Consider the following 23,271-nt stretch of genomic DNA (forward strand, 5'->3'; position numbering starts at 1 on the left):
TAATATCGGCTGTCCGGTAAAAAAAGTACTTTTGCTCATGTTGGTTATTAAAGTGTGGTAACTCTAATATCAACACAAAAGGGGTGGCTTTTAGCTACCCCTTACTTTTTTTCAAAAAATTCGTTTACCGGACAACAGTGAACGCAGTGAAGGATCTAATCGCAGACTTTACAGGTCGAAAAAGCATGGCGAATAATAGATCCTTCACTGCGTTCAGGATGACAAAAAGGTTTTTTGCAAAAAAGAAACGTCATACGAGTGAAAGAATTTTGCGGAACTCTGAAGGAGAAATGACGCTCTTAAAAAAGGCTGTCTTGCTGAGTTTTAAAATCCGTTTCGGCCTGTGAAGGAGAAAATGACGTAACAAAAATGGCTGTCACCCTGAGTGGTAAAATTCGGTGGCCTCTGAAGGGGAAATGACGTAACAAAACTGGCTGTCATCCTGAGCCTGTCGAAGGATAGCGGGCAAAGGCCTCTCCGCGCGAGTCTTCGACAGGCTCAGACTGACAGGCCGACACGCCTCAAAATCCAATACGTCATGGGTAGCCTGTCGAAGGATAGTGGGCAAAGGCCTTTTCGCGCGAGTCTTCGACAGGCTCAGACTGACATGCCTACCCACCTTGCAATGACGGTCGAAAAATGATTAATAGGGAGAAAAGCAAAAAGCCGATTACTCGGCTTTTTTTGTAGTCTTTTTAGCTTTTGCTTTGGGGGCCTCGGCTGGTGCAGATTCTGCTGCTACGGTTTCTGCAACCGGTTCTTCTGCAACCGGAGTTTCAACTGCGGGTGCCTGGGTTGGATCAACTTCGTTAAAAAGTGGCAAATCCTTTAATAACTGGAACCATGATATGATCTTTTTCATATCAGAGGCATATACTTTTTCTTCGTCGTGCTGTGGTGCTACTTCATAAAAGAAAGTTCTTAGCTTTTTACCATCAGCCTTAGCATCCGGAACATTTGAAGCAGCTTTCATTTGCTCAAATACATCAGTAAGCCTGATATCATCATCAACACCAAAAATGGTGATCTCGCTCAGTGCAGCTAATTTGGCTGTTGAAAGGTTGGCTACCAGTTTGGTTTTTTGAGCATCAAGGCTCTCCAGTACATAACCGGTTTTATTTTGTGCTAAAGCTCTCCACAAGCCCGGTTTACCCGATACGGCTACAATTCCTTGTAAATTCATTTGTTTTGGTTGATTAGGTGAGTGGTTGATTGAGTGAAGTTGTTTTGGAAATTTAACCTGATCAACTCAATCAACCGTTCACTATTCGCTATTCTTCTATTACTTCGATTGTTAAAATTTTATCGCCCTGGCGGATAGCATCAACTACGTCAACATTCTCAATCACTTTACCAAACACAGTGTGGTTACGATCTAAGTGAGCTGTATTTGCGCGGCTATGGCAGATGAAGAACTGTGAACTGCCAGTGTTACGACCTGCATGAGCCATTGAAAGTACACCACGATCATGGTATTGGTTTTCGCCGGTAAGTTCGCAATCAATTTTGTAGCCTGCGCCACCAGCACCAGTGCCGGTTGGGTCGCCACCTTGAACCATGAAATTAGGGATAACGCGGTGAAAGGTTACGTTATCATAAAACTTTGATTTTGCTAATTTTTTAAAGTTAGCTACAGTATTTGGGGCATCCTGATCGTAAAACTCTACGGTCATATCACCTTTTTCAGTTTTGATTATTGCTTTGCTCATTTCTTTGTTTTTTTAAAAACAGTTGGCAAAGGTAATAAAAAAGCATAAAGCCAAAAGCATAAGGCTTAAAGCTTTTTATACAATAGTTGTAAGATAAAAAGACAAGCCTTGCATGGTAATACATTAACCGTTTATTCGTTACATTTGATAAATCGACACCCAAACAAATACTACCGGATAGTGAATAATCAATTATATAAAAAACGTTTTTTATCTTCTTTCCGGCTTTTAGCTTTCTGCCTTTTGCTTTTAGCTCCAATAATATCCCGGGCTGCATCTATCCTAATCCCCATGGATGAGGAGCAAAAAGACCACCTGAAATCATATGGTATCGCTTTTCTGGCTTTAAAAAATGGCGAGGAAGTTGACTGGCTGCTTAATTACCGTGGCGGGAGTTTTATGCTGAAGTACGATGAGAAGATAGAGCAGGAGTGTAAGATCCGCGGGGTAAGCTACCAGGTGCTGGCAGATGCTAAGGTGAACGAGATTGTGACCGAAGTAAGTGATCCATCTGTAAATATGGATTTGGTAAAACTGGAGAAAGCTCCCAAAATGGCAGTATACTCGCCCAAGAATAAGCTGCCCTGGGATGATGCCGTTACGCTGGTGTTAAAATATGCCGAGATTCCTTATGATGTGGTTTATGATGAGGAAGTAATAAAAGGCGATCTGCCTAAATACGACTGGCTGCACCTGCACCATGAGGATTTTACCGGGCAGTACAGCAAGTTTTATGGCGCATTCAGGTTTGCGCAGTGGTATAATGATGATGTAAAAGGGCAGGAGGCATTGGCGCACAAACTGGGCTTTAAAAAGGTATCGCAAATGAAACTGGGAGTAGCCAAAAATATCCGTGATTTTTGTGCAGGCGGAGGCTTTTTATTTGCCATGTGTTCGGGTACCGATACGTTTGATATTGCCCTGGCATCGGCTAATACAGATATTTGTGAGCGCATGTTTGATGGTGATGCTGCCGACCCGGATGCGCAATCAAAGCTTGATTTTACCCAAACCTTCGCCTTTCAGAATTTTACGCTTGATTTGAATCCGATGTCGCATCAGTTTAGTAATATTGATGTAACCACCACCCGGCAGGTTGAGCGTCAGCGGGATTTTTTTACCTTGTTTGATTTTTCGGCCAAGTGGGATGTGGTGCCGAGTATGCTTACGCAGGATCATGATAAAGTAATTAAAGGCTTTATGGGGCTTACCACCGCCTTTAACAAAAGCATGCTTAAGCCAGGCGTAACTATCATGGGCGAAATGAAAACATCCAACGAGGCCCGCTATATTCACGGCGAATTTGGAAAAGGCCAATGGACTTTCTACGGTGGCCACGACCCCGAAGATTATCAACATGCCGTTGGCGATCCGCCAACCGATCTTAAACTACACCCAAATTCGGCAGGTTACAGGTTAATACTTAACAACGTATTATTCCCCGCTGCTAAAAAGAAGAAACAGAAAACGTAGTCGGGTTCGGGGATCGAGGTTCGGGTTTCGAGGTTCGGGTTTCGGGTGTTTGCAGTTTGCAGTTTGCAGTTTGCAGTTTGCAGTTTGCAGTTTGCAGTTTTTTGAGAGGCCCATCAAGTTAGGTAAAATTCTGAGAATTCTTTAGTTCTGAAAATTCTGATTCAGACAAATGCGTAAGGGATATTAGCGGATACCGTCCGCTAGCCAGCGGATAAGGCCTGGGTAGTATGAGCGGTTAGCCCGGCCCGAAGGGATACGCCCAATAAGCTTTTAATTCATAACAAATTCTTTCTCCACGAACCTCGCAACCCAAACCTAGCAACAGGTATCCCGAACCTCGCAACCGGCAACACGACCCCCGAACCCCGCAACTCTAATTATAAAACGTCCAGCTTACGCCAAATTTTAACAGGCGATCTTGTTGCGGATACCGGTTAACAGTATAATATCCTTTGCTTTGAATACCCTGGTTGGCATAATCATACATCAGGAACAGGTTGGTGCGTTGCAGGGTGGCTTTAAAATACACAGATGCAACAGGATACGAGGAAAAGGTAATGTTTGGTCCGTTATAAAACTGGGCAATCCCTACTGCATATGATGGCGCAACATACGGGCTATTATAACGAACGCTCACCCCAAAATTTGATTTCAGTACCCCGAAAAATGTTTTGTTGAAATACAGGTTGCTATAAGTGTAAACCTCCGGTGTGCGCAGGGTTGACTGATAATCTGTTTTTTGATAAACCACATAATTATCAAAGTGCAGGCTATGGTAGCTTAAATTTTTACCAATACTGATTTTAAGCAGGTTTATGTCATTGCTTAACTGGGCAGGGTGTGCATCAATGCCGCCTGGCTGTGCTGTAAAATACAGGTAGTTGGCTATCAAAAAATACTCGGCCTTAATATCTAACTGTAATGGATTGTTCACATAGTTAAATGAGGCGCTTGTAGTTTTTTGATTATCAAAACTGTTGTGAAAAATGTAGTGGTTTGATACCCAGTTGGTGTATATTAACGGGGGCGTACTGTTTTGCGAGTAAGCTTCTAAAATAATTTTCCCTGCTTTGGCTCCACCGGCAAGGGTAAGCTTTGCGCCATAGTAATAATCGCCAAAATCGCGTCCCTGTACTATTTGTCGCAGATCGCCCTCCAGGCCAATTCTATCGCTAAAACGGTAGCTTAGTTTTGCTTTAAGGGTGATATCCTGGAAAGTATTATTTTGAACCTTATTCTGGTGAATGTATTGGTAACCATATTGGTTTAAGGTAGTATCACTTACATATTGCGCGTAATGATAAAGGTCATGTATCAGGCCCAGATCAAGCTTCAGCTCATTCTTTACAAACTTTACCGATTTGCTCCTCAGGTAAAAACTGTACGAAAACTCATTTTGAATATGCGTAACCACCAATGAATCTCTCGACCTGTTATTGCTGTAATAATAATCGGGGAATACATTATAGGTATCGGGCTGGTTGGTTTGCAGGTAATTGTAGGTGTTGTTTTGTACAAGGAAAGTATGTGCAACGCGTTGTGTTGGCAATATTTTAGAATTGGCGTTCCCTTTATTTAAGCTGTCAATCCGCCCTAAATAATAAAACTGTTTAATGTAAAGGCTTTTATCAGTCCAGTTTTCATAACTATTGGGTAGGCGTACTGCTGAGGAATTTTTATAAAAAAGGGTGTTGCCTGAGCTTGTAAAAACCGAGTCATTGAGGATAGCGCCAGTTTCGGGCGATTTTAAGTTGTTATATATCACATTAGCCAACAGGTTGTACCGCTTGCTTTTTGATTGGTACCAGGTAAATAATGCTGCGTTAACGTCGCTCACATTTTGCTGCAGAACATTGCTGTAACTATAGAAACCCCTTGATCCATTAAAATTAAGGTTAAAGCCCACATTCCAGTTAGGCTTAATGTTTTGGGTATGAATGATTTTAAACACCTGCTCGGCCGAACTGCCGAAACCGTTGAATAGGGTGAGATTGGAGTAAGCTACCCGCGCATTGTAATATTTTATATCCTGCGGTCGTAAAGCATAAACATCAAGCGCATGCTGACCGGCATCAAAGCCAATAGTTTTACTGGGCTCAAACAGCAAACTCCTTTGCGACAGGCCCGTATAGCCCAAACTAATACGCGGGTTGCGCGGATCCATGAGGGGACTATAGTTTTCAAAATTATACAAACCTGTATCCAGGGCGAAGGTTTGTGTACTATCGCTCAGGAACCGTTCCATAGTTACCCGGATAAATTTGGCGCTAAAAACAACGGAGTCTTTTTTATTGTCTTCTTTTTTACGCAAACTATCCAGCAGTTGGTCGTCGCTAACTTTTTTTTCCGTTCTTAATGTATCCCTTGTTGATAGTGGTTTTGCACGGTTTATTTGGCCGTATTGCGCAAAAACAGTGTGCACATTGAGGCACAACAGTAACAATAAAATATATTTGAGCTCTTTACGCATTAATTACCTGCTATCAGATTTTTTAAGATCATGGTCAGTTTGGGTTCGGCATCCTCGGCAATTTTTATGATATCCTCAAGAGATACAGGTTCCAGTACATCAGTAAAGCCTTCGTCTGTTAATACAGATATGGCAAATACCGGTAAGCCCATGTGGTTTGCAACAATAACTTCTGGTACGGTACTCATGCCAACTGCGTCGCCGCCTATAATCCTTAAGTAAGTGTACTCTGCCTTGGTTTCTAAATTAGGGCCGGTTACAGCAACATAAACTCCCTTGTGGCAGGTAATATTGTTTGCAACGGCAATACTTAAAGCTTTATCAATAAGTACGCGCTGGTAGGGCTGGCTCATATCCGGAAAACGCGGGCCTAGCTCTTCATAATTGCGCCCCACAAGTGGATTTTGCGGCTGCAGGTTAATATGATCGGCAATAACCATCAGGTCGCCTTTTTTAAAGTCGGGGTTTAGTGATCCGCTGGCGTTTGATACATACAGGGTTTTAATCCCCAGGTATTTCATTACCCTAACGGGGAAGGTGATCTGTTGCATGCTATACCCCTCATAATAGTGTAAGCGGCCCTGCATGGCAACAACCTTTACACCGCCAAGGGTACCAAATATTAATTTACCAGAGTGGAATTCCAGTGTGGAGATAGGGAAATCGGGTATATTAGAATACATTAATTGTTTTTCAACAACTATCTCTTTAACCAGGCCGCCCAGTCCTGTGCCTAAAATAATACCCACTTCGGGTTCAAAATCGCCAATACGGTTTTTAATATACCGGGCGGTGCTTTCAATATTGTCTAACATATTCAGTTACTAAATTATCAAACTGCTGCTGGCTTTTATTTAAAAAATTGATGCCTATTGGCAATACCAAAACAGGGAGTTTTTTTATGGCCGATTGCAATTCCTGTTCCCCTAAACGCTGCGCATCCTTTTCTGTTGTGATGATTATTTTTTTTTGTGATGGGCAGCCAGAAAAATCATCGGCAAGTTTACTGATATTTTTTAAGGTAAACTGGTGATGATCGGGATAATTATGGTGAATGATGAGCGGGGTGAACTTTTTTAAATGCGATAATAATGGTGCTGGATTGGCAATGCCAGTAAGCAGGAATACGGTTGTATGCTCATCAATAGTATGATAAATAGTAGAGCCTTCCATGTTACGCAAGGGCAGATAGCTTATTGACGTAAAGAATAAAGACTGATGTGGAAACGGCTTTATACGTTTGATAATTCTCGCTTGGTCCTCAGCAGATAACGTTGCCGGGCATTTGCTGATGACGAGGATATTCGCCCTTTCGCGACCGCTGAAGGGTTCACGCATATTGCCGGCCGGTAATAAAAAATGGGGCTCAAATACGCGGCTATAATCAAACAGTAAAATGTTAAAACCGGGTTTAACCGCCCTGTGCTGGTAAGCATCATCCAAAATAATAACGTTATGTTTATAAGCAAGCTGCTTAATGCCTTCCACCCGCTTTTCGCAAACGGCAACCGTAACGCCGGGGAATTTATTTTTAAATTGGGCAGGCTCATCGCCAACTGATGATGCACCGGTTGTGTCATCAGCAATTAAAAAACCTTTGGTTTTTCGGCCGTAACCCCTGCTCAGTGTGGCCAGTTTATACTTATCCTTAAACAGGCGAATCAGGTACTCCGTCATCGGGCTTTTGCCTGCACCGCCCACATCCAGGTTGCCTACAGCTAATATTGGTTTATTAAAAGTTGTGGTTTTAAATACCCCTGCATCATAACACCAGTTACGAATGGTAACTACCAGGTTATAAATTAGTGAGAAGGGAAACAGAAGCCAGCGCAGGTATTTCATATATGTTGTGAACTTCTTAAAACGTTATTGCTTTGTATTTTCCTATGACTTGTTGTAAAAAACTTTTTGTCATCCTGAACGCAGTGAAGGATCTACTATGCGCTATGCTTCTTCGCCCTGCAATGTCTGCGAATAAATCCTTCCCTGCGTTCAGGATGACAAATCTTTTTTATTATGTCATCTCCTCAAAACCCGCAATAACGTTTTAAGAAAACAAATCTAATTATTTAAAGCCCATTTTAATAACTTAGTGTTTCAACGTATCATTCCTTATGAAATTTAAACTCTTTACTCTTTTTACATTTCTCACTCTTTCTTCCTTCGCTCAAACTGATAAAAAGCTTATTGCCCAATTGCAAAATGCCATTAGCAGTTTTCACGGGCAGGCAGGTATCTATGTGCAAAACCTTAAAACGGGTAAAACAGTTGCCATAAATGCCGATACGCTGTTCCCTACAGCCAGTATGATCAAGGTGAGCATTCAATGTGGCTTGATGGATAAAATAGAAAAGGGCGAATTGAAGTACAATCAGAAACTTGTTTACCGCGATTCGCTTTTGTACGCCGGTGAGGATATTTTGGGCTCGTTTAAAGATAAAGATACCGTACAGTTAAGCAAGGTGGCCATGCTGATGATTACCATGAGTGATAATACTGCCAGCCTGTGGCTGCAAAAGCTGGTTGGCGGCGATTATATTAATAGCTGGCTGCAACAAAACGGTTTTAAAGTGATGCGGGTAAATTCAAGGGTAGCCGGTCGCGAGGCTATCCGCAAGGTTTATGGCTGGGGGGTAAGTACTCCTTATGAAATGTGCCGTTTGTTTACCATGATAAGACAGGGAGAAGCGGTAAGCCCGGCGGCCAGCGAACGTATGTATCGTAATATGGGCCGGATTTATTGGGATGAGAAAGCGCTGTCACAGATTCCGCCGTATGTACATACCATATCCAAACAGGGCGCGGTTGATGAATCAAGATCCGAAACCGTACTGGTGAACGCTCCTCATGGCGATTATGTATTCTCCATTATTACCAACCACAATACCGATCAAAGCTGGGGTACTACTAATGAGGCCGGTTTGCTTATAAAAAAGGTATCGGCGCTGCTGTGGCATTACTATGAACCAGGCAGCGACTGGAAGCCTGCCGATGGCGTTGATAAATACATGCTAAATGAGTAAAATGCAGATAAACTGAATAGTAAGGGTATTGAAGAACAGATAAGTATCGCCCTGTTTAATTTTTACTATGTATTGAGCTAAGCATCAACAAATAAGGTAAGTTTTAATAAATTAGAGTGATTTATTAAAACTTACCATTATGACTCAGCCTACTTCACCGAAATATAAAGTGTTAACGATTAAGAAAAAATTCCTGACGTTAATATGTCTCGTGGTTTTAACCTTGGTTTACCAACCATCCCGAGCCCAGGTAATTACCAAATACGGTGATAACGTGAGCACGCTTGACGGTATCATGAAAGCCTATTACGATGTAGTAACCGTGAAGAAAGGGGAGAAGGTAAGCTATGAGCGCGATAGCCTGCTGCATATTGCCGATGCGCGGGTAGGTTCGGGCTATATTGATAAGCAGGGAAAACAGCGTTTTAATTATATGACGCTTAAAGAATATCACCGCCTCTCGGATGCCTCACTTTCCCGTGATGGCTTTGATGAAAGGGAAATTTCCCGGAAGGTGGAAAAGTTTGGCAGTATATACCATGTTTTCAGTACCTATGAATCGCGCAATATTAAAAACGGACCTGTGATTGAGCGTGGCATCAACAGCATCGAACTATTTAATGATGGTATCCGTTTCTGGATCCTGGCCTGGTTTTTTGATGGCGAACGGAAAGATAACCCTATACCAAAGGAGTATTTAAATTAGTATCAAGTAGTTAGTATCAAGTATCAAGACTTGATTGGAATTGCAGCGAAAGGAAAAAATTCTGTCAATCCTGCCAAATCCTAAAATCGTGTTAGCTTTTCATCTTCTTCAACAGTGCTTCAACCACTTTAGGAAAATGCAGATGTTCTAGTTGCTGCCCCTTGAATTTTATCATTTCCAGGTTATCACCGGCCTCTATTTTGAATTTCGACTGGTGGATAACTTCGCCTTCGTCAAAATTCTCGTTCACAAAATGGATGGTGATGCCGCTTTCTTCTTCCTTAGCGTCTAAGATAGCTTTGTGTACATGATCGCCATACATGCCTTTGCCGCCATACTTAGGCAACAGGGAAGGGTGCAGGTTGATGATTTTATTGGGGAAAGCCTTTAGTAAGGATCCCGGTATCAGCCATAAAAAACCGGCCAGTACAATGAGGTCAACCTGGAGGTTTTTAAGCAGGCGAATTACATCATCTGTCTCAAAAAATTCATGACGGGTAAATATGTGCGATGGCACTTCAAAATTGTCGGCACGTTGTAATACGTAAGCTTGTGGGTTGTTGGTGAGTATCAGTACAACTTCGGCTTCGGCATTGCGTTTAAAATGCTCCATTAATTTTTGGGCGTTTGATCCCGAACCTGAAGCAAAAATGGCAATTCGTTTCTTCATTAAAGTTTATGCTTTTCAAAAGGTTATGAAGCTACCGGTAATCTGTATGCTACCGGTAATTAAGTAATAAATCGTTCAATTATATTTCAAATATATATTTATTACGTGTTTTAATTGGTAATTGTTGTCGCATTTTGCCTTATAAATCCATATCGTACTACCTGCCGCTTTTTCGTTGCCGAATAATTGGGTTCAACATCACCGGTTTGCAATACCAGCGAGTAGGTGCCAAGGTTAAATATCTGCGTGTTTTTAAATGGGGTACTTGTACTAAAGCCACCACCTGCTACATTAATCTTACAAACCATATCCGATGCAAAATATAACCTGTTAGGCGTCAGTGTCCAGGTGCTGTTTGTGGTTTGATCAAGGCAGTCAAAATTTGTATAAGAACAGGTATTGTCTGTTTTAAAGGTGAAAAACTGCGATTTTTGACAATCGGTATTTAATGTATCCGGGTCGCCTACCTGTGCATTGCCTAAGTAATGATAAACCTGTACAGAGGCCAGTTGCCAAACACCGGTTGTTAACAGGTGGGGTATATTGCTGTTATTGTCCTTTTTGCAGGAATTACTGAACAGGCTAAGCGTAACTAAACCAAGTATAAATATTAATGGGAGTTTATTTTTCATGTAAAGTGTACCCGCAAAAGTAAAAAATCCTGTTTATTAGTTGGCTATCAGGATGTATTTATAACTGTTTTAAAGAAAAATTATTACCTAACCCAATAACGGGCGTAAGAAAGGGCTTGAAAACCTGAAAATTGCCGATAGACCTGGTTATTGCTATAGCGCAAATTCTTGACTACAGAATCGGCATCAAAAATTGATTGTCCTGCTATAATAAGGATTGATTTTTTACATTTGAATTTTGACGTTAATACTATGCGTATTCCCTTCCCTCAACTCAAAGCCGAATTTAAACGTGTTTTGCAAAGTCTTGATTTTACAGAAACCAAGGCTGAAGCATGTGCTGATATTTTTGCGGGTAACAGCAGAGATGGCGTATATACCCATGGACTTAACCGGTTCCCGGTTTTGTACAGCATGTAAAGGATGGTTTGGTAAAGCCAGGCATGGAGCCAACCAAAGAAGGTGGTTTTGGCGCGATGGAACAATGGAACGGTAACTACGGACCAGGCATACTGAACGCTGTTTTTTGTATGGACAGAGCAATTGAGCTGGCTGATTTGAGTGGGATAAGTTGTGTAGCTATAAAAAATACCAACCACTGGATGCGTGGCGGCACCTATGGCTGGCAGGCTGCCGAAGCTGGTTATATTGGGATCTGTTTTACCAATACCATAGCAAACCTGCCGCCCTGGGGAGGGCTTGATCCACGTTTAGGGAATAATCCATTGGTTATAGCCGTGCCGCGTAAAGGTGGTCATGTGGTGCTGGATATGGCTATATCCCAATACGCTGTAGGTAAATTGCAGCAATACAAATCAAATCATGAAGAATTGCCTTTACCCGGCGGGTATGATAGTAAAGGTAATTTAAGTACTGATGCCGCTGCCATTCTGCAGTCTAAAAGATTGTTGCCGGTTGGTTTCTGGAAAGGCTCGGGCTTATCATTGGTGCTTGATCTGTGGGCAACGGTTTTAAGCGGGGGTAATTCCACAGCTAAGATTACTGAAAGCGGTGCAGAATCCGGCGTATCGCAGGTTTTTATATGTATAAAACCTAACAGCGATGCGCAAACAACTGCACTTATTGAAGAGATTATAGCCTATACTAAAACCAGCGCCCCTGAGCCCGGAGGCGGATCAATATCATACCCGGGAGAAAACACCATTAAAACGCGCGTAAAGAATTTAAATGAAGGTGTATTAGTGGATGAACGGATATGGGAAGAGGTGAGAGGGTTGTAAGGATGTTTCAATTCAGCAATTGAATAATAAATTCCCAATTCGGGAACTTTTCATTATGTTTGTTTAAAGAAAATGCTTTGAGAGTTATAGCAAAGAAAATACTTAGAGACTTTTGGGAGATACATCCAGACTGTCAGCAACAATTGAAGGCTTGGTTCCAGGAAACAAGTAGCAGTGAATGGCAACACCCAAACGATATTAAGAAAGAATATCCGAGTGCAAGCATTTTACAGGATAACAGGGTTGTATTTAATATTAAAGGAAATAACTATCGTTTAATTGTGAAAATAAGCTACAACTATCAAATGGTTTGGGTTAGGTTTATTGGAACCCATTCTGAATATGATAAAATAGACGCTACAAAAATCTAATCATCATGACTATAAAACCTATTAAAAATGAAAACGATTATCAACGGGCTTTAGAAAGGCTTGAATTGATATTTGATGCGCGAAAAGGTTCTGAAGATGGTGACGAGCTTGAAGTTTTAGGGATTTTAATTGAAAGGTACGAGGATGAGCATTTTCCAATCGATTTTCCAGATCCTATTGAAGCCATAAAATTCAGAATGGAACAAATGGGATATAACCAAAACGACCTTGCAAAAGTGATAGGGCTTAAAAGTAGAGCAAGCGAAATTTTAAATAAAAAGAGAAAACTGTCATTAGAAATGATCAGGCTTTTACATGATAACCTGAAAATTCCTACTGAAGTATTGATCCAGGCTTATTAATGATTAAAAATTTTTGATAATATACTAAATCAAGCTTTTATAGGATAGGAAATTAATCCATCATCCCCTGAAATTTTTCCCAAAAGCCATCATGCGGAACAGGCGCTACTATTTCAACCGGCTCATTTTTTACAGGATGAATAAAGGTTAACCGGCGTGCATGCAGGCAGATACTTTTACGCAGGCTGCCACGCGGATAACCATATTTATTGTCGCCCACAATAGGGGTGCCCAAAGTGGATAGCTGTACCCTGATCTGGTGAGGACGGCCGGTTATAGGGTCAACCTCAATTAAGTAATAGCCGTTAAGCTCGCCAACCAATTTGTAACTCAGTTCGGCCCGTAAGCTACCCTGTACTTCTTTGTCGTGCGCTTTAGTTACGTTTTTCTGCGGATTTTTAACCAGCCAGTGCACTAAAGTACCTGCTTCGGGGTATGGTTTTTTGCGTACTACGGCAAAATAAGTTTTGTGCATTTCGCGCCCCTTAAACATTTTATTGATTCGCTCCAGGGCCTTGCTTGTTTTGGCAAACAGGATAACGCCACTTACGGGCCTGTCAAGCCGGTGTACCACACCCAGGAAAGCGCCATTAGGTTTGCTGTATTTTTTGGCAATATATTTTTTTACCTTGTCATCAAGCGATTCATCGCCGGTATCATCAACCTGCACAATATCGCCGGCACGCTTGTTTATGGCAATAAGGTGGTTATCCTCATAAAGAATATCCGCATCGGTAATATCGTAACTTGTATAATTAAATTCTGGGCGAGCCATTTTTATTTAGTTCATGGTTGATGGTTAATAGTACATGGTAGCTGCAAATGACTATGAACAATAATCTGCTAACTATTAACTATTTAATCGGTTCATTTTCAAATCTTCAAATCATTTGCATATCTGCACATCTGAAATTTGCACATCTATTAATATTGTTCCTTATCATTAGGGAAGCTCTTTGATTTTACATCGCTGATGTAGTTTTTAAAGGCCCCGTTCATTTGCTCGTATAAATTGGCGTACTGGCGTAAAAAACGAGGTTTAAAATCGTTATTGATACCCAGCATATCGTGTACCACTAAAACCTGTCCGTCGCACTGGCCAGCGCCGATACCGATGATCGGGATCTGTACGCTTTCACTTACTTCCTGGGCAAGTTTGGCCGGGATTTTCTCCAGTACTATGGCAAAACAACCCAACTCCTGTAATTTTAAGGCATCTTCCCTTAGTTTTTGGGCTTCTACTTCTTCTTTTGCACGTACGGTATAGGTGCCAAATTTATAAATAGACTGTGGTGTTAAACCCAGGTGACCCATAACCGGTATGCCTGCGGTAAGTATGCGACTAACGGATTCTGCAATTTCTACGCCGCCTTCCATTTTAACACCATGTGCACCCGATTCCTTCATGATACGGATAGAGGAGTTCAGCGCTTCTTTTGAGTTACCCTGGTACGAACCAAAAGGCAGATCGACCACCACCAACGCGCGTTTTGCAGCGCGAACCACCGAAGAGGCGTGGTATATCATCTGATCGAGCGTTATAGGCAATGTAGTTTCATGACCGGCCATTACGTTGGAGGCCGAGTCGCCCACCAAAATAATATCCATACCGGCATCATCAACAATGGCCGCCATAGAGTAATCATAGGCGGTTAGCATGGCAATCTTTTCGCCACGGTTTTTCATCTCCTGCAGTATATGCGTGGTGATTCTTTTAACTTCTTTGTTTACAGACATTGTTAATTGTATTAAAGAAAGCACAAAGGTATTGAAAGGCACGAATTTCACGAATTTAATCGAATCGGGCTAACTGGATATATGAAATGAATAAGAAATATCAACTTTAAAAAAGAGATTTAGGATGGGTTTTATAACCAGCCATTAAAAAAAATGCAGCATAAATTCGTGAAAATCTGATTTTCTAATTTGTGAAATTCGTGTTTTATAAATTGATACTGTGGAATTAATGAATAAGAAATATCAACTTTCAAAAAGAGATTTAGGAAGGGTTACATAACCTGCCAGTAAAAAATCTGCTGCGTAAATTCGTGAAAATCCGGTTTTCTAATTTGTGAAATTCGTGTTTTATAAATTTGTCTTTTAAATCCGAAATAAATTCCTACTTTTGCACCGTGAATCCGGAAGTTCCTTACTTCAATATTTCTATCAGTTTTCACGGGGCTTTGAACCAGGCGATCCGATTTAATAATCCATTCAATTTTTTTGCTAAATGACTTACTTCACCAAATTACCGGCTGTACTTTTATTGGCCGACGGAACCGTTTTTCACGGTAAAGCCGCCGGAAAGATTGGCACTACAACCGGCGAGATCTGTTTTAATACAGGTATGACCGGCTACCAGGAAATTTTTACCGACCCATCATACTTTGGGCAAATAATGGTTGCAACCAATGCTCATATTGGTAATTATGGCATTGCCGATAACGAAGTTGAATCTGGAAATATCCAGATCTCGGGCTTGGTTTGTAAAAATTACAATATCGCTTATAGCCGTAAACAGGCCAATGAATCTATCCAGGATTATTTTCAGACGCAAAATATTGTAGGTATCTCTGATGTGGATACCCGCCAGATAGTTCGCCACATCCGTGATAAGGGTGCAATGAACGCTATCATCTCATCTGAAATACTGGATATTGAAGAATTGAAAGCCCGGCTTGCCGAAGTGCCTTCAATGGATGGACTGGAGCTTTCATCGCAGGTATCAACTACCGAAACTTATACTTTTGGTGATGAAAAGGCTGCTTACCGCGTTGCTGTGCTTGACCTGGGTGTTAAAAAGAACATCTTGCGCAATTTTGATGATCGTGATGTATATGCCAAGGTATTCCCTGCAAAAACCACTTTTGCCGAAATGGAAAAAGATTTTGCACCAACCGGTTACTTTATATCAAACGGCCCCGGTGATCCATCGGCTATGCCTTACGCTATAGATACCGTAAAAGAAATTTTGGCGGCTGATAAGCCAATGTTTGGGATTTGCTTAGGCCACCAGTTGCTGGCTTTAGCCAATGATATTCCGACCAAAAAAATGTTTAATGGTCACCGCGGCTTAAATCACCCGGTAAAAAATATCATCATTAACCATTGCGAAGTGACTTCACAAAACCATGGTTTTGGAGTAGTGCCGGAAGCTGTGCGCGCATCTGATAAGGTAGAGATCACCCACGTGAACCTTAATGATCAGTCGATAGAAGGCATTCGTGTAAAAGATAAAAAAGCATTCTCGGTACAATATCACCCCGAGTCATCTCCTGGTCCACATGATTCAAGGTATCTGTTTGATGACTTTATAAAATTGATGAAATAAGTTTTTTTAATTTGAAGATTTGAAAATCTGAGGATTTGAAAATGATTTTAAAAGCCTTTTGAGTTTTAAACTTGAAAGGCTTTTTTGTTGCTTTATCTACTAAACTGCTACTGCATTAGCAGCAGCCATTACAGGCACGGTAAACATAAATTCAGTGCCAACCCCCGGCTCGCTGGTTACCCATATTTTACCATGGCAGCGTTCAACCAGGTCTTTACAAAATAGCATACCCATGCCCGTGCCTGATTCATTTTTGGTGCCAACTTTACTATTCACCTTACCTTTAAAAAGTTTTTCGCGCTGATCTGCAGACATGCCGACCCCGGTATCTTTTACTTTTATAGTGATTTGCTGGTCGTTATCCTGCCAGGCGGTTATCTCTATGGTATCATGCTCGCGCGAGAACTTTAAGGCATTGGTGATCAGGTTACGTATAACAATGCGGATAGAGTTGGGGTCGGCCAGGGCCGATAGATCATTAGGGATGCTATCTACCAGTTTAATGCCTTTTAACGCGGCCTGTTCCAGGTAGCTATCAATTTCAAAACTTACCAGCTCCTTTATTGAAAAGTTTTTTACCGAAGCATCAAAGTTCTCCATCTGACTATTGATCCAGAACAATAAGGTATCTAAAAAGTCGGATGTGTATTCCAGTTTTTTCAATACGTTAGGTATCATCTCCAGCAACTCATGGTGACTGATACTATCATCCTGTAACAGATCAAACAGTCCCCGTAAAGTACTTAACGGTGCGCGCAGATCATGCGCTAAAATAGAGATAAGGCGGTCCTTTAAAACGTTCAGGTCATTTAGCTTCTCGGCCTGATCATCAATATTGGTTTTTTGTTGCAATATTTCATGGTTTCTATCTTCAAGCAGGGCGTTTATCTTTTGCTGTTTGCGTTTTTGCCGGTAATAAATGCCAACGGTAACTATCATTGCCAGGATGATAATGAGGAATATAGCATTTATAAGGCGTTGGCTTTTTATTTTTTGCTGATATATCAGGTCGCGCTCATGTTGCTGTTGGGTTAGTTGCCGCTTTTTTTCGGCAAATCCAAGTTCGTAATTATAGGAGGTAAGTTTTTGAATGCTCTCGTTATCATTGACTTGATTTTTCAGGTCAATGTATTCATTCAGCAAGCGGTTGGCATCTTTAAACTTACCCAAACCTGCCATTGCCTTATTTAGCTGCAATGCCGCGTTTGAGCGTACCGATATGTTGCCTAATTTAATGGCATATATTTCACCGTGGATGGCATATTTATAGGCGTTTTTATAGTCCTTCATCAAATTATATACAGTTGCATAACCATTTAAGGCATAAGCCTGGTTGTATACAATTTTAAATTTGGTGGCTATTTGTAATGAAGTGTCAAGATAGGCTATTGCCAGCTTCATTTGGTTTTTGTTGGCATAGCACAGCCCAAGGTCGGTATAAACAGAACTCAGGCCATCTTTATCATCCTGTTTTTTAGCAATATTTATCGATTTTAGTAAATAAGTAATCGCCTCATCATATTTGCCTTGTGCAAGCAATACCTCACCAATGTTTTCATTTATGGTACCCATAGCTTGTTTGTTATTGGTCGTTTCAAACACCTGGGCGGCTTTCTTATAATTTTCAAGCGCATTTGGATATACCTCCATGCCTTGCAATACTACACCTATATCATTATAAATCTCTGCCGATGTGGTAGTATAGCTGTTTTTCAGGGCAATAAAAAGGCCCTTGTAGTAAAAATCAAGCGCATTTGAAAGTTGTCCCTTGCTAAAATAGGTAATACCAATGTTTTTATAGCAATCCGTTAATGTAGCTTCATCATTATCTCTGAGGCATATCAAACGCGCCATATCTAAATAGTTCAAAGCCAATTTATATTCGGCAAGCAGGTTGTACATGCGTCCGTATGAAATATAGCACTTGCTTAGCCCCTTATTATCATTCAGGCTTTTGAATAGGGCAATGGCTTCGTCAAAGTTTTGTTTGGCTTGTGCCGATTTACCTTTAAAATAATTTACGTGGCCGGTTTCAAGCAACCCATTGGCTATGCCGGCCCTGTATTTGATTTTTCGGGATAGCTCGATGCCTTTTTGACCGTAATAGAAAGCACTATCAGGATTGGATTTGAAATAATTCGCCGCCAGTTTGTTCAACGTATTTATGGTGGCAGTATCCGGAGTTTTTTGATGAAGCGCGGCAGGAGAAAGCGAGTTTTTGATGCTGTCCACCTCGGGATTCGATGTTGCAAATGCCGGTATAAACAAAAACAAAAAGAAAAGCATCGGCAAAAGCTTCGACGGATGAGGATTACCAGTATCGATATGTTGTGTAAATTTCAAACTCAGTTAAATAGTTAAAGTACTTTATACGAAAGTAATAGACGATTTAGTTCGGTTTATTTTTAATTAATAATTTATTGTTGTGCCTTTTGATTTTATATAAATTAGCTATTTGTTGAGCTATGAAAAAGAATATCGATCTGAAGCTAAGTGCCCCTGAAAAGGCTTTACTAAAAGTGCAAAAGATAAAAATAAGTGAGTTGGGCGGATATGCACCTGATGAAATTGCGTCCGTATTAAAAGCCCCTGCCCAACGGGCAAAAGAGATAGCTGCACTGATTGAATTTCAAAGCATCCCATCATTAGGGATCAATTTCGCTACTGAGCTGATTGATCAGGGTTATTATTCGTTACAACAATTGGAAGATAAAGATCCCGTTGAACTGTTTAATGCTTTTGAAAAACATTGCGGCGCATGGGCCGATCCGTGCGTGGAAGATTCATACCGTTTGTTAACCCACTATATTCAACACCGGGACGATAGTAAACGCTGGTGGCATTTTACAGCTGAGCGAAAAGCTTATCGTGAAAAACATGGCTTCCCGACTGACAGGCCGGTTAAACCATGGCATCATTTACCGCAATATCAAAAAACTTGAATGACAGTAATTGATTTATGCGATGTTCAAATGTGCAGATGAACTGAAAACGTAATTAAAAAAAGCGGTGGAATTTAAACTTCACCGCTTTTTTTAATTATTAAAACTTTACTTTATGGCTGTAGCCAAACAACTTTCACACCTTTTCTACCGCTTTCTTTTGATAATTCAAGGGTTACATATACGTTGTTTTTACCATCGTAATCTGATATAGAGAATAAGCCCAGGTTATGGTCGTGTTTACCTGCCGGGTTACCAAAAACATAATCTCTTTTTGGTACAGTGCCGGCTCCCGTAAGCCCGTAGTAAAACCCATCTGAATCACTTACTCCTTGTATAGATACTAAGCTTCCTTTTTCCTGCTTTTCATTATTACGCTCTGTATCGTTAAATAAGATGAAGCTTTTTGTATTTCCACTGAGGTACGCAAATGATTTAAACTGGTTGCCTTCGTTAAGTTCCTGCCCGGTACCTTCTCTTAAAGAATGATAAAAAGGTTCCAGGTACGATTTACTTAAAATGTGGTTTTTACGGATAAGAAAGTCATTTGTAAATTCACCTGTTTTGCTGTAGTTAACTATGGCCATATCTCCTAAAGTTGTAGAAGAGTTACCGGCAGAAGCTATAGTTATACCATAATTAGTGCGGGTTGATGTTTCCATCTCTTCATATACAACAGTAAAAGTACCATCCTGGTTTATAAAAATATTTTGAGGCAAACCTCTAAAACCCTTTTTTGAACTTGCATATTGATTTACCCTGTCTGAGGGGGAAATAATATTAAATCGGTTTATCTTTTTTTCGAATGGATTAATGAATGCCAAAACAGATGTGTAACCATCATCATTTTTCTTTTCTTTAACAACGGCAGATAATATGAGTGATTTTGTAACCGGGCTATAACGGGTAATACCTACGTAAACCATAAGGTCTTTTGAAAAGCCTAATTCAGTAAAATTAACAGAAGAAGATCCTTTATCAAGGTTAGCCAAAATAAGCTCACTCGCATCGCCACCGCTGTGTTTGGTGTTGTAACCATAGGCTAATACACAAACTTTATCGCTGCCAAGTACAGCCATATCTACATATTTAAGATATTTATATTTTTCATCAGGCGATGCATAGTAGGCCCTGCTCACTTCTTTATTGTTTGCACCATAACTTACTATTTCTATGCGTTTGCTTCTTTCACTTTCAAAACTGTTGAACATAACTACCGCATAATTATCGCTGTTTGGATCTTTCCGTACAAAAAAGTCGGGTATTGGAACACCGCCAAAGGCCACAGAATAGCCTTGAAACATATTTACTTTATTTAATTCGCCAATTTTTGTATCGTCTTTTACGTTCCCGGTTTTACCGTCAACAATAATTCTGTATAAGGTGGGTACACGTGAATCAAGCGAACTGATCATCAAAACAGCATCTCCGTTAATTTCAAATGCGCCTTTAATGTTACCGCCCCTACTTATTTTGCCGTAAGATGGGTCAATGTGTGTTACTGCTGTTTCATGATGGCCCGGGTTATACATGTGAATATCAATCCCGTCTTTAACAGTAATGTGAATAAACATGGTGTTGCCATTCTTCATTTGTAAAATCTTGGCAAACCCTTCTTCAGGTTCTTTAAATACCGGTCCTTCGGCAATGAGTTTAAATTGGGCATTAGCAATGTTGAACGCTAAAATGGATAGAAATAGTAATAAGGTTTTTTTCATATTTTATAATAATAAGGAGGCTAAAGGTATAAGTAATACTTATAATCGGGGTTATGTGAAATAAACTTATATGACTATATCGTATTGATGCTACCGTTGTTTGGGATTGTTTTAAGTAAATTAATTAATATTTAATATCTGCCCGCGACTTTTACCGATGTCGCTCCATTTTCACCATACATTCATCGGTGTTTTTCCGCCGTTTACCGGAACTTTGGTCAACTTCGCCTAATAACTATTTCGTAAAGGGCTTTCTGTGTGCAATTTTGAATCAACAAATCGCAACCATCATGAAAACTTTACTTGCAATACAGATAATCCATTTGGTAATGAAGGCAGCCCAACATGCCGAATCCATCATTCACTCCATTGGTCACCTGGTAAAATAAGCCTCAACCCATAAAAGGGGCTTAAATCAAGAATTAAAAAAAGGGAATAATTAACCTGGAACAGGGTGAAACCGGAAGCTTAAGGCACGATGAACCCGTAACCAAAATCATAAAAGTGTAGCCTCACCCGGCTCTTATCCAAAGGATAGGAGCCGGGTGAGGCTTAAAAATAATTCATGGTTATTTCATTATTCTGATGCATTTTTACGCTATGGCAAAACAACCTATTATCACTGTAAAAAACCTGGTAAAAAATTACGGCGATTTTGCAGCCGTAAAGGGAATTAGTTTTGAAGTTTATGAGGGCGAGATCTTTGGCCTGCTTGGGCCTAACGGTGCCGGTAAAACCACCACCCTCGAAGTAATAGAAACCCTTCGCGAAAAAACATCGGGCGAGATCACCGTTGATGGTTTCAATATTGAAACTGATAAAGACAGCATTAAACAACGCATCGGGGTACAACTGCAAGCCGCGGGCTATTATCCAAATCTTAATCTGTCGGAGCTGATCGACCTGTTCTCTGGCTTGTACGGAATTGATAAAAGCCCCATGGAGATGTTGAGCAAGGTAGCACTCACAGACAAAGCCAAAGCAAAATACAAAGACCTTTCTGGCGGGCAAAAGCAAAGGTTCTCCATAGCCACTACGCTTATTAATAATCCAAGGATCATTTTTTTGGATGAACCAACTACCGGCCTTGATCCGCAGGCCCGCCGCAATCTTTGGGATCTGATCCGCGAGATTCGCGACCAGGGGACTACTGTTGTAATCACCACGCATTATATGGATGAAGCTGAAGTATTGTGTGATCGTGTGGCTTTTGTTGATGGCGGACGCATTATTGGTATTGATACCCCCGATCATTTTATTGATCAGTTGGTCGCATCCGGTTTCGAACGCAAGAAGCAAGTAAAATTGGCCAACCTGGAAGATGTATTTATAAAACTTACGGGTAAGGAGTGGAGAGAAGGGTAGCCCCCCGGCCCCCTTAAGGGGGAGCAAGTTTGCAGTTTTAAGTCGGCAGTTTAGGAGCCCAAAAACTATGGATGGATTACGCTGCAACCAAATGACCTGGCGATACTTCGCCAAAAAAGACCAATGAACTAATGAACAATTGAACCAATGAACCAAAATCCAAAATACAGCAATACAAAAGCAACCCTGGCTATTGCCAAAGCAAGTTTCCGGTCGATACTGCGCAGTCCTTCGGCGGTGGTGTTTACATTGGCTTTTCCTTTAATTTTCATTATTGTTTTTGCCAATATTGGCGGCGGCGGTGTTAAGGTTGATGTGGGTTTGGCTAAAACCAGCGATACTTTAAGCCCGGTTTACCAGGCGCTTAAAAATATAAAGGTTGTTCATTTGATACAGGATCAAACAGCGGAGGATATGAAGGGCAACCTGGCAAAGGGCATTATTGATGCCGTGGTTGATATTCATAAAAACAATGCACAACCCATCTATACCATAAATGTACAGTATACCAAAGCATCTGCCGAAAAGGGTAATATTTTGCGGTCGGTGCTGAGCAATATTTACTATAATATAAATAGCAGAACCTTGGGCGCTACCCCGCCCGTAGCCGAGATTAAAGAAACCACGGTGTCGGGTCGCGAATACAAATACATCGATTTTATTTTACCCGGGCAGTTGGGCTTCTCTATTTTAAGCAGCGGGGTTTTTGGTACAGCCTTTGTGTTTTTAAGCCTGCGTTTAACGCTGGTGATCAAGCGTTTTTTTGCTACGCCGGTAAAACGCTCCAGCATAGTTTTGGGCGAGGCGTTGGCCCGCATCACATTCTCTTTATTAGGTGCGTTGTTCATTATCCTGGTAGGCCATTACTTGTTTGGTTTCACGCTGATACATGGCGTAATTACGGTATTGAATATGCTGGTGCTCTCCACCTTAGGGCTTATCATATTTATGGGGTTTGGGTTTATTATATCGGGCATTGCCAAAAACGAAAGTACGGTTCCACCGCTTTCCAACATCATTACTATGCCGCAGTTTTTATTGTCGGGAACTTTCTTTTCCGTAACGGCGTTCCCCAAATGGCTGCAGGCAATCAGTAACGTGCTGCCGTTAACGCATCTCAACAACGCCATGCGCAAAGTAGCCTTTGAAGGCGCAGGTTTAGGCGATGTAACCCATCAGTTGCTCATACTGCTTGTTTGGTTTGTAATTACTTACGCCGTTGCGGTGAAGACGTTTAAGTGGGAGTAAGTTTTACTAT

At 41.0% G+C, this 23,271-nt stretch carries 22 protein-coding genes; 11 read left to right on the forward strand and 11 right to left on the reverse strand.

Annotation, left to right across the window (positions count from 1 at the left end):
* Positions 1 to 670: 670 nt before the first annotated feature.
* Positions 671 to 1,183 carry a DUF5606 domain-containing protein gene (locus Q0R88_RS17020; RefSeq protein ID WP_295718329.1) on the reverse strand — a complete coding sequence of 171 codons (513 nt, stop codon included), beginning with the start codon at positions 1,181 to 1,183 and terminating at the stop codon, positions 671 to 673.
* A gap of 88 nt (positions 1,184 to 1,271) precedes the next feature.
* On the reverse strand, positions 1,272 to 1,709 hold the full coding sequence (locus Q0R88_RS17025; protein ID WP_295718332.1) for a peptidylprolyl isomerase: 438 nt from the start codon (positions 1,707 to 1,709) through the stop codon (positions 1,272 to 1,274).
* A gap of 291 nt (positions 1,710 to 2,000) precedes the next feature.
* Here Q0R88_RS17025 and Q0R88_RS17030 point away from each other — a divergent pair, with 291 nt between their 5' ends.
* Complete coding sequence (locus tag Q0R88_RS17030; protein ID WP_295718335.1) at positions 2,001 to 3,182, forward strand: asparagine synthetase B; 1,182 nt, start codon at positions 2,001 to 2,003, stop codon at positions 3,180 to 3,182.
* 373 nt (positions 3,183 to 3,555) lie between these two features.
* On the opposite strand, the gene Q0R88_RS17035 is transcribed toward Q0R88_RS17030, so the two are convergent.
* The 3 genes from Q0R88_RS17035 to lpxK are packed head-to-tail and all read right to left on the reverse strand — an operon-like array spanning position 3,556 to position 7,494.
* Positions 3,556 to 5,652 (reverse strand): putative porin, encoded by a 2,097-nt coding sequence (locus Q0R88_RS17035; RefSeq protein ID WP_295718337.1) that lies wholly within the window; start codon positions 5,650 to 5,652, stop codon positions 3,556 to 3,558.
* Positions 5,652 to 6,467 (reverse strand): purine-nucleoside phosphorylase, encoded by an 816-nt coding sequence (locus tag Q0R88_RS17040; protein WP_295718340.1) that lies wholly within the window; start codon positions 6,465 to 6,467, stop codon positions 5,652 to 5,654. The genes Q0R88_RS17035 and Q0R88_RS17040 overlap by 1 nt, the downstream gene beginning before the upstream one ends.
* Positions 6,451 to 7,494, reverse strand: a complete 1,044-nt coding sequence (lpxK, locus tag Q0R88_RS17045; protein ID WP_295718343.1) for a tetraacyldisaccharide 4'-kinase — start codon at positions 7,492 to 7,494, stop codon at positions 6,451 to 6,453. The genes Q0R88_RS17040 and lpxK overlap by 17 nt, the downstream gene beginning before the upstream one ends.
* A 272-nt stretch (positions 7,495 to 7,766) precedes the next feature.
* Here lpxK and Q0R88_RS17050 point away from each other — a divergent pair, with 272 nt between their 5' ends.
* On the forward strand, positions 7,767 to 8,675 hold the full coding sequence (locus Q0R88_RS17050; protein ID WP_295718346.1) for a serine hydrolase: 909 nt from the start codon (positions 7,767 to 7,769) through the stop codon (positions 8,673 to 8,675).
* Between the two features lie 139 nt (positions 8,676 to 8,814).
* On the forward strand, positions 8,815 to 9,381 hold the full coding sequence (locus tag Q0R88_RS17055) for a hypothetical protein (protein ID WP_295718348.1): 567 nt from the start codon (positions 8,815 to 8,817) through the stop codon (positions 9,379 to 9,381).
* Between the two features lie 91 nt (positions 9,382 to 9,472).
* Here Q0R88_RS17055 and purN read toward each other — a convergent pair whose 3' ends face one another.
* Entirely contained in the window at positions 9,473 to 10,051 is a 579-nt protein-coding gene (purN, locus tag Q0R88_RS17060) for a phosphoribosylglycinamide formyltransferase (RefSeq protein WP_295718351.1), read from the reverse strand.
* A 110-nt stretch (positions 10,052 to 10,161) separates the two neighbouring features.
* Positions 10,162 to 10,683, reverse strand: coding sequence for a hypothetical protein (locus Q0R88_RS17065; RefSeq protein ID WP_295718354.1), 522 nt, complete (start codon positions 10,681 to 10,683; stop codon positions 10,162 to 10,164).
* Positions 10,684 to 10,935: 252 nt separating this feature from the next.
* Between Q0R88_RS17065 and Q0R88_RS17070 the strand changes: the two genes are divergently transcribed.
* From Q0R88_RS17070 to Q0R88_RS17085, 4 genes are read left to right on the forward strand one after another with little or no spacing between them, the layout of a single operon-like run.
* Positions 10,936 to 11,103: a hypothetical protein gene (locus Q0R88_RS17070; protein ID WP_295718357.1), complete on the forward strand. Its 168-nt coding sequence runs from the start codon at positions 10,936 to 10,938 to the stop codon at positions 11,101 to 11,103.
* Positions 11,104 to 11,126: 23 nt separating this feature from the next.
* Entirely contained in the window at positions 11,127 to 11,924 is a 798-nt protein-coding gene (gene yiaK, locus Q0R88_RS17075; protein ID WP_295718359.1) for a 3-dehydro-L-gulonate 2-dehydrogenase, read from the forward strand.
* 59 nt (positions 11,925 to 11,983) lie between these two features.
* Positions 11,984 to 12,295 (forward strand): type II toxin-antitoxin system HigB family toxin, encoded by a 312-nt coding sequence (locus Q0R88_RS17080; protein ID WP_295718362.1) that lies wholly within the window; start codon positions 11,984 to 11,986, stop codon positions 12,293 to 12,295.
* 5 nt (positions 12,296 to 12,300) lie between these two features.
* Entirely contained in the window at positions 12,301 to 12,657 is a 357-nt protein-coding gene (locus Q0R88_RS17085) for a helix-turn-helix domain-containing protein (RefSeq protein ID WP_295718366.1), read from the forward strand.
* Between the two features lie 52 nt (positions 12,658 to 12,709).
* Here the strand turns inward: Q0R88_RS17085 and Q0R88_RS17090 are convergent, their stop codons facing one another.
* Together Q0R88_RS17090 and panB are read right to left on the reverse strand one after the other, a co-directional pair.
* Positions 12,710 to 13,432 carry an RluA family pseudouridine synthase gene (locus Q0R88_RS17090; RefSeq protein WP_295718370.1) on the reverse strand — a complete coding sequence of 241 codons (723 nt, stop codon included), beginning with the start codon at positions 13,430 to 13,432 and terminating at the stop codon, positions 12,710 to 12,712.
* 149 nt (positions 13,433 to 13,581) lie between these two features.
* Positions 13,582 to 14,394 (reverse strand): 3-methyl-2-oxobutanoate hydroxymethyltransferase, encoded by an 813-nt coding sequence (panB, locus tag Q0R88_RS17095; protein WP_295718372.1) that lies wholly within the window; start codon positions 14,392 to 14,394, stop codon positions 13,582 to 13,584.
* 493 nt (positions 14,395 to 14,887) lie between these two features.
* Here panB and carA point away from each other — a divergent pair, with 493 nt between their 5' ends.
* On the forward strand, positions 14,888 to 15,988 hold the full coding sequence (carA, locus tag Q0R88_RS17100) for a glutamine-hydrolyzing carbamoyl-phosphate synthase small subunit (protein WP_295718374.1): 1,101 nt from the start codon (positions 14,888 to 14,890) through the stop codon (positions 15,986 to 15,988).
* A 99-nt stretch (positions 15,989 to 16,087) separates the two neighbouring features.
* Here the strand turns inward: carA and Q0R88_RS17105 are convergent, their stop codons facing one another.
* Positions 16,088 to 18,331: a tetratricopeptide repeat-containing sensor histidine kinase gene (locus tag Q0R88_RS17105; protein ID WP_295718377.1), complete on the reverse strand. Its 2,244-nt coding sequence runs from the start codon at positions 18,329 to 18,331 to the stop codon at positions 16,088 to 16,090.
* Between the two features lie 122 nt (positions 18,332 to 18,453).
* Between Q0R88_RS17105 and Q0R88_RS17110 the strand changes: the two genes are divergently transcribed.
* Positions 18,454 to 18,930 (forward strand): helix-hairpin-helix domain-containing protein, encoded by a 477-nt coding sequence (locus Q0R88_RS17110; RefSeq protein ID WP_295718379.1) that lies wholly within the window; start codon positions 18,454 to 18,456, stop codon positions 18,928 to 18,930.
* A gap of 113 nt (positions 18,931 to 19,043) precedes the next feature.
* Here the strand turns inward: Q0R88_RS17110 and Q0R88_RS17115 are convergent, their stop codons facing one another.
* A complete protein-coding gene (locus Q0R88_RS17115) occupies positions 19,044 to 20,648 on the reverse strand; it encodes a hypothetical protein (protein WP_295718381.1) in 1,605 nt (534 codons plus the stop codon).
* Between the two features lie 600 nt (positions 20,649 to 21,248).
* Between Q0R88_RS17115 and Q0R88_RS17120 the strand changes: the two genes are divergently transcribed.
* Both Q0R88_RS17120 and Q0R88_RS17125 read left to right on the forward strand, forming a co-directional pair.
* Positions 21,249 to 22,013, forward strand: coding sequence for an ABC transporter ATP-binding protein (locus Q0R88_RS17120; protein ID WP_295718383.1), 765 nt, complete (start codon positions 21,249 to 21,251; stop codon positions 22,011 to 22,013).
* A gap of 147 nt (positions 22,014 to 22,160) precedes the next feature.
* Positions 22,161 to 23,261 (forward strand): ABC transporter permease, encoded by a 1,101-nt coding sequence (locus Q0R88_RS17125; RefSeq protein WP_295718385.1) that lies wholly within the window; start codon positions 22,161 to 22,163, stop codon positions 23,259 to 23,261.
* Positions 23,262 to 23,271 lie beyond the last annotated feature (10 nt).

Origin of the sequence: Mucilaginibacter sp., from assembly GCF_025362475.1 — a bacterium.
Taxonomy (GTDB): Bacteria; Bacteroidota; Bacteroidia; order Sphingobacteriales; family Sphingobacteriaceae; genus Mucilaginibacter.

Excerpts from the sequence above, each read along its gene's own strand:
- purN (WP_295718351.1), bottom strand. The coding sequence starts at position 10,051 with ATGAAGAAACGAATTGCCATTTTTGCTTCAGGTTCGGGATCAAACGCC.
- lpxK (WP_295718343.1), bottom strand. The coding sequence starts at position 7,494 with ATGAAATACCTGCGCTGGCTTCTGTTTCCCTTCTCACTAATTTATAAC.
- Q0R88_RS17125 (WP_295718385.1), top strand. The coding sequence starts at position 22,161 with ATGAACCAAAATCCAAAATACAGCAATACAAAAGCAACCCTGGCTATT.
- Q0R88_RS17065 (WP_295718354.1), bottom strand. The coding sequence starts at position 10,683 with ATGAAAAATAAACTCCCATTAATATTTATACTTGGTTTAGTTACGCTT.
- Q0R88_RS17090 (WP_295718370.1), bottom strand. The coding sequence starts at position 13,432 with ATGGCTCGCCCAGAATTTAATTATACAAGTTACGATATTACCGATGCG.
- Q0R88_RS17055 (WP_295718348.1), top strand. The coding sequence starts at position 8,815 with ATGACTCAGCCTACTTCACCGAAATATAAAGTGTTAACGATTAAGAAA.
- Q0R88_RS17020 (WP_295718329.1), bottom strand. The coding sequence starts at position 1,183 with ATGAATTTACAAGGAATTGTAGCCGTATCGGGTAAACCGGGCTTGTGG.
- Q0R88_RS17050 (WP_295718346.1), top strand. The coding sequence starts at position 7,767 with ATGAAATTTAAACTCTTTACTCTTTTTACATTTCTCACTCTTTCTTCC.
- Q0R88_RS17110 (WP_295718379.1), top strand. The coding sequence starts at position 18,454 with ATGAAAAAGAATATCGATCTGAAGCTAAGTGCCCCTGAAAAGGCTTTA.
- Q0R88_RS17040 (WP_295718340.1), bottom strand. The coding sequence starts at position 6,467 with ATGTTAGACAATATTGAAAGCACCGCCCGGTATATTAAAAACCGTATT.
- Q0R88_RS17025 (WP_295718332.1), bottom strand. The coding sequence starts at position 1,709 with ATGAGCAAAGCAATAATCAAAACTGAAAAAGGTGATATGACCGTAGAG.
- panB (WP_295718372.1), bottom strand. The coding sequence starts at position 14,394 with ATGTCTGTAAACAAAGAAGTTAAAAGAATCACCACGCATATACTGCAG.
- Q0R88_RS17085 (WP_295718366.1), top strand. The coding sequence starts at position 12,301 with ATGACTATAAAACCTATTAAAAATGAAAACGATTATCAACGGGCTTTA.
- Q0R88_RS17035 (WP_295718337.1), bottom strand. The coding sequence starts at position 5,652 with ATGCGTAAAGAGCTCAAATATATTTTATTGTTACTGTTGTGCCTCAAT.
- Q0R88_RS17120 (WP_295718383.1), top strand. The coding sequence starts at position 21,249 with ATGGCAAAACAACCTATTATCACTGTAAAAAACCTGGTAAAAAATTAC.
- Q0R88_RS17115 (WP_295718381.1), bottom strand. The coding sequence starts at position 20,648 with ATGAAAAAAACCTTATTACTATTTCTATCCATTTTAGCGTTCAACATT.
- Q0R88_RS17070 (WP_295718357.1), top strand. The coding sequence starts at position 10,936 with ATGCGTATTCCCTTCCCTCAACTCAAAGCCGAATTTAAACGTGTTTTG.
- carA (WP_295718374.1), top strand. The coding sequence starts at position 14,888 with ATGACTTACTTCACCAAATTACCGGCTGTACTTTTATTGGCCGACGGA.
- yiaK (WP_295718359.1), top strand. The coding sequence starts at position 11,127 with ATGGAGCCAACCAAAGAAGGTGGTTTTGGCGCGATGGAACAATGGAAC.
- Q0R88_RS17030 (WP_295718335.1), top strand. The coding sequence starts at position 2,001 with ATGGATGAGGAGCAAAAAGACCACCTGAAATCATATGGTATCGCTTTT.